At 59.1% G+C, this 8,116-nt stretch carries 8 protein-coding genes and 1 pseudogene; 1 reads left to right on the top strand and 8 read right to left on the bottom strand.

Features of this window, described 5'->3' with window-relative positions; translation table 11 throughout:
• The 4 genes and pseudogenes from ACH2EH_RS23765 to ACH2EH_RS23750 form a co-directional block, all read right to left on the bottom strand.
• Nucleotides 1-817: pseudogene (locus ACH2EH_RS23765) on the bottom strand (alpha-glucosidase/alpha-galactosidase); the annotation flags it as partial.
• A 9-nt stretch (nt 818-826) separates the two neighbouring features.
• Nucleotides 827-1,726 (bottom strand): dihydrodipicolinate synthase family protein, encoded by a 900-nt coding sequence (locus tag ACH2EH_RS23760; RefSeq protein WP_395145699.1) that lies wholly within the window; start codon nt 1,724-1,726, stop codon nt 827-829.
• Between the two features lie 18 nt (nt 1,727-1,744).
• A complete protein-coding gene (locus tag ACH2EH_RS23755) occupies nt 1,745-2,767 on the bottom strand; it encodes a PQQ-binding-like beta-propeller repeat protein (protein WP_395145698.1) in 1,023 nt (340 codons plus the stop codon).
• The gene (locus tag ACH2EH_RS23750; RefSeq protein ID WP_395145696.1) at nt 2,764-4,023 is read right to left on the bottom strand and encodes a PQQ-binding-like beta-propeller repeat protein; all 1,260 of its coding nucleotides are present in this window, start codon (nt 4,021-4,023) and stop codon (nt 2,764-2,766) included. The genes ACH2EH_RS23755 and ACH2EH_RS23750 overlap by 4 nt, the downstream gene beginning before the upstream one ends.
• 71 nt (nt 4,024-4,094) lie before the next feature.
• Here ACH2EH_RS23750 and ACH2EH_RS23745 point away from each other — a divergent pair, with 71 nt between their 5' ends.
• Nucleotides 4,095-5,066 (top strand): aldo/keto reductase, encoded by a 972-nt coding sequence (locus ACH2EH_RS23745; RefSeq protein WP_395145694.1) that lies wholly within the window; start codon nt 4,095-4,097, stop codon nt 5,064-5,066.
• Nucleotides 5,067-5,136: 70 nt separating this feature from the next.
• Here the strand turns inward: ACH2EH_RS23745 and ACH2EH_RS23740 are convergent, their stop codons facing one another.
• From ACH2EH_RS23740 to ACH2EH_RS23725, 4 genes are all read right to left on the bottom strand, one after another.
• Complete coding sequence (locus tag ACH2EH_RS23740) at nt 5,137-6,150, bottom strand: hypothetical protein (RefSeq protein ID WP_395145692.1); 1,014 nt, start codon at nt 6,148-6,150, stop codon at nt 5,137-5,139.
• A 31-nt stretch (nt 6,151-6,181) separates the two neighbouring features.
• Entirely contained in the window at nt 6,182-6,763 is a 582-nt protein-coding gene (locus ACH2EH_RS23735) for a Uma2 family endonuclease (protein WP_395145690.1), read from the bottom strand.
• A gap of 15 nt (nt 6,764-6,778) precedes the next feature.
• Nucleotides 6,779-7,567, bottom strand: a complete 789-nt coding sequence (locus ACH2EH_RS23730) for an ABC transporter permease (protein ID WP_395145688.1) — start codon at nt 7,565-7,567, stop codon at nt 6,779-6,781.
• 2 nt (nt 7,568-7,569) lie between these two features.
• Nucleotides 7,570-8,116, bottom strand: a 547-nt coding sequence (locus ACH2EH_RS23725; protein WP_395145687.1) for an ABC transporter permease, incomplete at its 5' end; no start/stop codon positions are given.

Genomic DNA, 8,116 nt, shown 5'->3' with positions numbered 1-8,116 from the left:
CCATCGGCACCGAAAACTCCGCGATCTTGTCCTTGCCGCGTGGGATAAACCACGGATTGTACTCCGCGTTGTGCTCGCTGGACTCCGTGATGAAATACCCCAAGCGCTTCATCAGCTCAAAGCGCACTTTGTTCTTGGCGAAAGTGGCGGGATCCCCCATCGCCTCAAAGAGCCTCGGGTAGAGATCAACGCCGTCTTTTTCGAGCTTGGTGTAGAAGGCCATGTGGTTGATGCCCGCGCAGGTAAAGCCGACCTCAGCCGGGTTCACCCCGATATAGCCCATGATCTGGTTCAGCGTCCCCTGCACCGAGTGGCACAGCCCGACGGCTTGAATATTGGAGCTGCGGGTGATGGTCTGCATGTTCATGCTCATCGGGTTGGAGTAGTTGAGCAGAACGGCCTTGGGGCAGATCTCCATCATGTCCTCAACCAGCCCCTTGAGCATCGGGTAGGTGCGCAGTGCCCTAAAAAAACCGCCCGGCCCGGTCGTGTCCGCAATCGTGAAGCCTAGGCCGTACTTACGCGGAATCTCAAAGTCCACCAGGGTCGAGTCGAAGCCGCCGATCTGAACCATGTTGATCACAAAGTCCGCGCCCTCTAGCGCTTTCTTACGGTCCTGCGTCGCTTCAATCATCGGGCTGGCCCCTAAGGCGGCTCCCACTTTGCGGCACAGCGCGGCCCCGACTTCGAGCCGGTCCGCATCAATGTCCATGTACGAGAAAGTGGCATTCTTGAACTCGGGAAACGAAAGAATATCACCGGTGAGGTTTTTGGAAAAGACGACGCTACCCGCGCCGATCATGGCTACTTTTATCATGGCTTTAGTTTACCCAATCACCCCAAGCTCACGTAGCCGCGCGACTAAAATCTCGGCCTGCGCGGTCGTGAGTGGCCGTAGCGGAGGGCGCGGCGCACCAACGGGGATTCCAATTCCTTCCATAATTGCCTTGCCGCTGGGAAGCCCAGGATTTTGAAGAAGGGCACGGACAGCATCCATCACGGTATCCGAGAGCCGCAATGCCTCGGCCAGATCACCCGCCGCAAACGCCGTGCGTAGCTTCTGGTAGAGCGGTGCGGAGTAGTTGTAGGTGCTGCCCACAAAGCCCACCGCGCCGACACTCAGCGCCGGGAGCATGCACTCGTCCGCTCCCCAGAAAATATCATAGCGCCCGTTTTCAAAGCGCAGGCAGGCGGCGAACTCCAAGAGATCGTTGTGGGTGAACTTTAGCCCCGCAAAGCTCGGGATGCGCTCAGCGGCTTGCTCCAGCAGAGGGATCATCGGCAAAGCTGCGCCCGTCATGGTGGGAATGTGGTAGTAGAAAAACGGGAGATCGGGTGCGGCGGCGGCGACGGGCGCGAGAAAGTCCAGCAAGTGCCCGACGCTCACAGGCTTAAAATAGTACGGAGCCAGCGCCGAGATGCCGTCCGCGCCCGATGCCTGCGCATCGGCGGCCAGCTCCGCCGCATCGGAAATACTCGTGTGCCCCACATGGACAATCACCTTCAGCCGCCCCGCCGCCACCTCAACCCACCGCCGTGCCACCGCCGTGCGCTCGGCGACACTCAGCGAGACACCCTCGCCCGTTGAGCCACAGACAAACGCGCCGATTACGCCATCAGCAATTAGTTTCTCACACTGCTTCTCAATAACGCCAAGATTCAGCGAGCCATCGGCAGCGAACGGCGTGTGCGGAGCCGCAATGATCCCCGTCCAGGTTGTCTTCATACGGGGATTCTACCAAAATTATCGAAAGCAGTAGAGGTAGCCGTCGTCGGAGCCGATGAGGACTTGGCCATTGATGACGCAGGCGGAGCCCATCACGGGGCGGCCTATCGGGTAGCTCCAGATTTGCTTGCCGTCGGCGAGGTTCAGGAAATAAAGCCGCCCGTCCTCGGAGCCGATCACGACTTTGCCATCGCAGAGCACCGGAGAGCCGTCTATCTTGCCGCGCGTCCGAAATGTCCAGAGCGCCTTGCCGGTGTCTTTGTTCAGGCAGTGCACGAACTTATCGCGCCCTCCGATCACCACTCTGTCGCCGAGCACGGCGGGCGTGGAGTAGTAAGGAAAGCCCCGGTCACGATAAAGCCATAGAGTCTTGCCGGTCGCCAGATCCAGGCAGACCACGGCATTTCCGTAGTGCCCTAAGTAAACGCGGCCCTCGTCAATGGTAACGGAACCCGCGATATAATCCCCGACATCAATGCTACTGAGCTTCTTGCCATCGGCGGCGTTCAGCACGTGCAGAAAGCCATCGCAGCCCCCGAAGACCACTTTGCCCTGGGAAATCGCGGGCATGCCATTGACATAGTTATCGGTCTCGTACGTCCAGTTGACTTTTCCCGTGAGGCCGTTCACACAGTGCACCCGGTTGTCGTAGCTGCCAAGAATCAGCCAGGGTGTTTTTCCATCCGGCGCAGTCGTGAGATTGGCCGCGCCGAGAATTTTATCGTCGGTCTTGTACTTCCAGGCGAGCTTTCCCGTGGCGGCATCGAAGGCGTAGAGGCGCGCGTCCGACGAGCCAATCACGACCAGCTTCCCCACCAGCCGCGCTGAGGCTTCCACACTGCCATTGGTCCCCACACTCCAGAGCTTCTTGCCATCGGCGAGGCGCACGGCGTAGACGTGCTTATCCTCGGAGCCAAAAAAGACCCGCCCCGCACCGTCCACCACGGGCGACGAGAGAATCGGCTTGCCGGTCTTGAAGCGCCATGCCTGCTTGAGCTTGCTAGCCAGTGTTCCTGGCGCGATACGAAATTGTTGTGTCATTTCCCCACACAATACAACTTATCTTTGGTTCGGATAAACAGATTATTGTAAGCCACCGCGATACTGGAGCGAATGTCCGCGCCCTCCGTGTCCATCGGGTTCTCGGCTAGGAGTTTACCCGTTGTGGCCTCAAAGACGAACACAACGCCATTCAGATCAATCACGTAAAGCTTACCGTCGGCGATTGTCGGGGAGCCCCAGCACATCTGGCGGCCGGGCGTGGGGACACTCCAGACGACGGTGCCCGCTTTGGACTCAACACACGAGAGGGATTTCTTCACATCGCTTAAAACATAGAACTTGCCCTGCGCAAAGCACGGGGTTGGGACATCGCTGGTGACATTGCCGCGCTCCTCACTCTTCCAAGCCAGGCCGCTGCCATCAAGCTTGGCGGCGTAGACCGGTGCACGCTTGGGGGCACAGACCATCACAACTCCGTCGCCCACCACGGCCGAGGGGACTTGCCGCCAGTAGGCTTCCCGGTGCGCCTCGTTCCAAGTGCCCCAGCGCCAGAGCTCTTTGCCAGTTTCAGGGTCGTGGCCACTGACCACATCACCGCCGGAGATAATCAGCTGTGGTTTGCCGTTGACGAGCTGAGGAACCGGCGTGCCGTAGGACTCGCGAGACTCCATGATGGCATCGCTTGGCCGTACGCTGCGCCAGAGTTCAACGCCCGTGTTGGGGTTCAGTGCGAGCAAAAACGACTCGGGCTTACCCTTGCCACGCGGCCCGACGGGCTGGTTGCGCTGGAGAATCTGCACGTAGAGCTTCTCGCGCCAGAGCAGCGGGCTGCTAGAGAATGTCCACTGGAACGCAAAATCACCATAGTCACGTTGCAGGTTGCGCTGCCAGAGCTTCTTACCACTTGGGGTGAAGGCCGCCAGATCGCCGTTGCCAAAGAAAAAGACCACGCGCTTGCCATCGGTCACGGGCGAGGGAGCGGCGTAGTGGCTGCGCTCGTCTAGGCGCACTTTATTGCCCTGGCCGCCGGGCTGGTAGCCGCTTCCCATGGCATCCTGCCACTTGATCTTTCCGGTCTTACGGTCCAGGCAGTAGGCGAAAAGCTGTTGTTTATCAATATCTGCCGCCGTGATATAGACACTGGCTCCCTGAATAATCGGGGTCGCTGCCGTGGGGCCTGGTAGTGTCGCGGCCCATTTTATGCCCTCCGTGGGGGAGAATTTTACCGGAAGGCTCTTCGCTTCCGTGGAGCCGTTGTAGCTCGGCCCACGCCAGTTCATCCAGTCTTGCATCATATTTTTCCTTTGCACTCTATTTGCCTTTTTCCGCAGGATTTTCCTCCCCAACCGGGGAACTCTGAGAGGCTATGAGTAACCAGATGAAATACGGCACGATTGCGGGCATCGAAAAACCCATCTCGCGCCTGGTGCAGGGCATCATTCAGGTCAACCGCAACGACGAAGCAATCGGCTTCGCACAGCTCGACTCCGCGTTTGCGGCGGGCATCACGTGTGTGGATACGGCCTATATCTACGGCACCGATGCGTTTTTAGGCAAGTGGGTGCGGGAGCGTGGGATTCGCGACCAGGTGGTGATTCTTGCCAAGGGTGCCCACGATGGCATCCGCAAGAAAGTGACCCCGTTTGACATTCAGCACGACCTCCACGAGACCCTCGCGCGCATGCAGCTAGACTACGTGGATCTCTATGTGCTGCACCGCGATGATGAAAATGTCGAAGTGGGTCCCATTGTGGATGTGCTGAACTTGCTGGTCAAGCAAGGAAAGATCGGCGCGTTTGGCGGCTCGAACTGGAGCACGGCGCGCCTCCAAGCTGCCAACGACTACGCGGCGCAGACCAGCCAGATTCCCTTTACGTCGTCGTCGCCTAACTTCTCCCTGGCCGACCCCATCCGTGTGCCCTGGGGCGGCTGTGTGACGATCTCGGGCGATCAGTTCGAAGAGGACCGCGCGTGGTACAAAGCCAATCAGATGCCACTCTTCTCCTGGTCGAGCATGGCGGGGGGCTTCTGGTCAGGGCGCTTCAACCGCGCGGACATCGAAACCTACACCGAGGGCCAGGCCAAGCTCGTGCGCGAGTGCTACTGCTCCGATGCCAACTTCACGCGTCTGGCCCGTGTCCAAGAGCTCGCCGATGCCAAGGGCCTCTCGGTTCCTCAGATCGCGCTGGCCTACATCTTCAACTACCCGATGAACGTCTTCGCGCTGGTGGGAGCTCAGAACCAGAGCGAGGTGGATACCAATGTCGCCGCGCTCAACACCGAGCTAACCGAGCAAGAGCTTCTGTATCTTGACTTGAAGGCGGACAGCCCGGCGTAAGGCCCTCCTCCCCAGCCCTCCTCCCCAGCCCTCCTCCCAACCCTGCGAGGAAGGTTGGAGGAGGGAGTTTTTACTTCTCCCAGCCCCGCCTTTTACCACGCCAGCCTAGCCAGTGGAGGTGACAGGCAAGAAATGTGAAGGCATGCTCGCGCTGATGTGAGTCAGGGATAGTGCGAATCGTCGCGCGAACCTCTTCAATCAAGCTTTCCAGTGCAGCATGGCTTTTATGGTACCTGGCAGTCCAGATTCGTGCTTTCAACTCACCGGCACGACGTACAGGATCGGTCTGTGCTCGGGCGGCTTCGAGGAGTGCTTCGTCGAAGAGATACCCCAGCTCCGGTGCCTTTGCCCAGAAGCAGAGCCATTCCAGGCTATGGCCCCAGCGACGTATCCAGCGGTGGGCATGACGCATCGCCCTGCGGAAAAGTTCGTGATCTATGTCTCCAAGGGGACGGCAGTGTGCGTAGCCCGTGGTGTTTAGCAGGGCTCTCACGGCCTTTTCGGTTTTCTCTTGTCCGCGTGCCAAGAGAATTGCCTTCAAGAGAGCTGAGTCAATGTCGAGCGGTTGTGGGGGAAGTTTCTTATTTTTGTGTTTACGGCGGTTCTTATCCAGCGGCAGGTCAAGGAGATCAACCAGGGTTTCGATGAGGGAGTGCTCTGGTGGCTCGGCAACTTCGCGCCAGGTTTCACAAAGCTGAAGGGCTTCCGCGTACCGTCGTTCATAGCGATAAAGCTGGATGATGTATCCCAGGTGTGCCTTGCGGGCGTAGGGATCGGAGACGAGAAGAGCACACTCTCCCGCTTCGTTGAGAAAATGGTGTTTGGCATAGGCGCGGCAGAGCCAGCCCCAAGCATGAGACTGTGCCTGAGGTTGTGAGAGAAGCGAAACTTGCGCACGGGCTATGGTAAGCACTTGCTGTATCGATTCGGAGGTGTGGAGTTGTTTACTCGCACGAAGAAGAAGCCGGATGCGGTAGCCGGGTGTCGGGAAATTCAGCGCGTACTCAATTGCCGCTTCGGTACTGCCCAGATCAAGAAGCTGTGTCAGTGTCTTGGGCCACTGCTGGAGTTCGCGGGATGTCATAACGCTCTATCGGCCTGGCAGGAGCGCTTGCTTAAAGCTCGGTATCGAAGAGAGCGGCAATATCGAGCGTTAGATTTGGAAGTTCGGGGGAGCCGTCTAGGGTTTGTGGGTTTTCGAGGACTTCCGGTTCGACATCGGGGCGGTAGACATGAACGCTGCGTTGGGCTGGGTCAAGCAGAAGTGCGAGGCGCACGCCGCAGGCGATGTACTCCGTCATTTTTTCCTGAAGGAGTGCTAGACTATCAGTTTCGGAGCGTAGCTCGACGGCAAAATCGGGAGCAAGAGGCAAAAATTTCTTCTTCTGTTCCGCCGTCAGTGTGGCAAGGCGGGCCTTGCTTACCCACGAGGCATCGGGCGAACGCATAGCGCCATTGGGAAGATCAAAGCCCGTATTAGAGTCGAAGGCACGACCAGCCCCATTAAGCCGTGACCAGACAACAAGCTGCGCGGTCAGCTCCGCATTACGAAAACCTGATTCTCCTCCTGTGGGCATTTCGACAACTATCTCTCCTCGGGAATTGCGCTCAATCTGCCAGGTAGCATTGGCCTGACAGAACTCAAAAAAGTTCTCCCGGTTGGCGAGATCAAAGCCAGTGAGCGTTGGTGCGGACATGAACCGATTATACCGCTAGCTTCCGGTGGAGCGGTAGTGACGTTCGCCGCGCTTCCAGAGCTGGAGGGCGAGGGTGAGGAAGCCCACCCCGACCACGGGGCCAAGCAGCGCAAGCCACGGCGACGCGCCGGGGTGGCCAAAAATCACCGAGGCGGGGAGATAGTTCATGCAGGCAATCGGCACCACGAACGTAAAGAGGAGGCGAATCCACTTCGGGTAGATCGTGAGAGGTAGCTCCGCCGCCATGATCCCACCGTAGGTGAGCGCATTGACAATCTCCAGCGACTCCACCGTGAAGAAGCAAAGCGTGGCCTGCATCACCAGGACACCGTAGAAAATCAGTGCGCCTCCGAGAATCGCCCCAATCAGTGTCATCACTTTGAGCGCATCCCAGTGCACGCCCGCGTGGCTCGCCCCCCAGAGCAGGCCAATCAGCCCCGCCACCAGCCGCCCGATGCGCGAGAGATCAAAGGTCTGGCCCGCGAGAAGCAAAGCCGTGGGATGCGGGCGCAACAGAAACCGATCGAAGTCCCCGGCGCGAACCACACTGGCGAACTGGTCAAAGCCGCGTCCAGCGGCCTCGGCGAGAGCGAAAGCCATGTGCACCATGCCGTAGAGCACCGCCACTTGCGCCAAGCTCCAGCCAGGCAGATTTCCAAAGCGCGCAAAGAGCCCCCAGAGCCCCAGCACTTCGACAGCCACCGCCGAGAAGTTGCCCAGCGAGTAGAGCACAAAACTCGCGCGGTACTGCATTTGGGAACGGATCGAGGCGCGCATCAGGGAAAGAAGAACTCGCAGGCGCATTGTTATCCTCCCTGTACCACAAGCCGCTTGAGGCCACGGGTGAGCAAGAATCTCCCCGCGAGCACGAATACAACCGTCCAGGCGAGCTGGTGTAGGAGAATGGGGCCGAGCTCGCTGACGGGGCGCTGACCGATCCAGAGTGTGAACGGGGCATCTACCATGCCGATAAAGGGCAGAAAGCGTAGAGTCGGCTGGAGCGTATCGGGGAGCAGAGCTAGTGGCAGGATCTGACCGGAGAGAACCGCAACCAACCCCGGCGCGATGCGGGCGATACCGTCGCCGGAGAGAGTCCAGAGGAGCGAGATGGTGATCAGCGTGCACCAGGCGGCGATCAGAGCCACCGCTCCAGTAAGCGCAAGGAGAAAGGCAATAAAAGCCGCGAGCGACGGCGGCGGCTGCATTCCCAGAAAGGCCATTCCGATCACAAAGATCGGCAGACAGCGCAGAATCGTGGGAGCCACTCTATTTGCAGCGTTTCGGGTGAACCAGAGCGTGTAGAGATCCAGGGGGCGCGCCAGCTCGTAGGCGACGGTTCCATCGCGCATCATG

This window comes from Armatimonas sp. (genome assembly GCF_043760365.1).
GTDB lineage: Bacteria > Armatimonadota > Armatimonadia > Armatimonadales > Armatimonadaceae > Armatimonas.
Note: the sequence above shows the minus strand (reverse complement) of the source record. Positions and strands in the feature narration are given on the sequence as shown.

What these genes read in the sequence shown, in the direction of transcription:
- ACH2EH_RS23750 (WP_395145696.1), bottom strand. Translation starts at nt 4,023, where the DNA reads ATGATGCAAGACTGGATGAACTGGCGTGGGCCGAGCTACAACGGCTCC.
- ACH2EH_RS23760 (WP_395145699.1), bottom strand. Translation starts at nt 1,726, where the DNA reads ATGAAGACAACCTGGACGGGGATCATTGCGGCTCCGCACACGCCGTTC.
- ACH2EH_RS23755 (WP_395145698.1), bottom strand. Translation starts at nt 2,767, where the DNA reads ATGACACAACAATTTCGTATCGCGCCAGGAACACTGGCTAGCAAGCTC.
- ACH2EH_RS23740 (WP_395145692.1), bottom strand. Translation starts at nt 6,150, where the DNA reads ATGACATCCCGCGAACTCCAGCAGTGGCCCAAGACACTGACACAGCTT.
- ACH2EH_RS23745 (WP_395145694.1), top strand. Translation starts at nt 4,095, where the DNA reads ATGAGTAACCAGATGAAATACGGCACGATTGCGGGCATCGAAAAACCC.
- ACH2EH_RS23730 (WP_395145688.1), bottom strand. Translation starts at nt 7,567, where the DNA reads ATGCGCCTGCGAGTTCTTCTTTCCCTGATGCGCGCCTCGATCCGTTCC.
- ACH2EH_RS23735 (WP_395145690.1), bottom strand. Translation starts at nt 6,763, where the DNA reads ATGTCCGCACCAACGCTCACTGGCTTTGATCTCGCCAACCGGGAGAAC.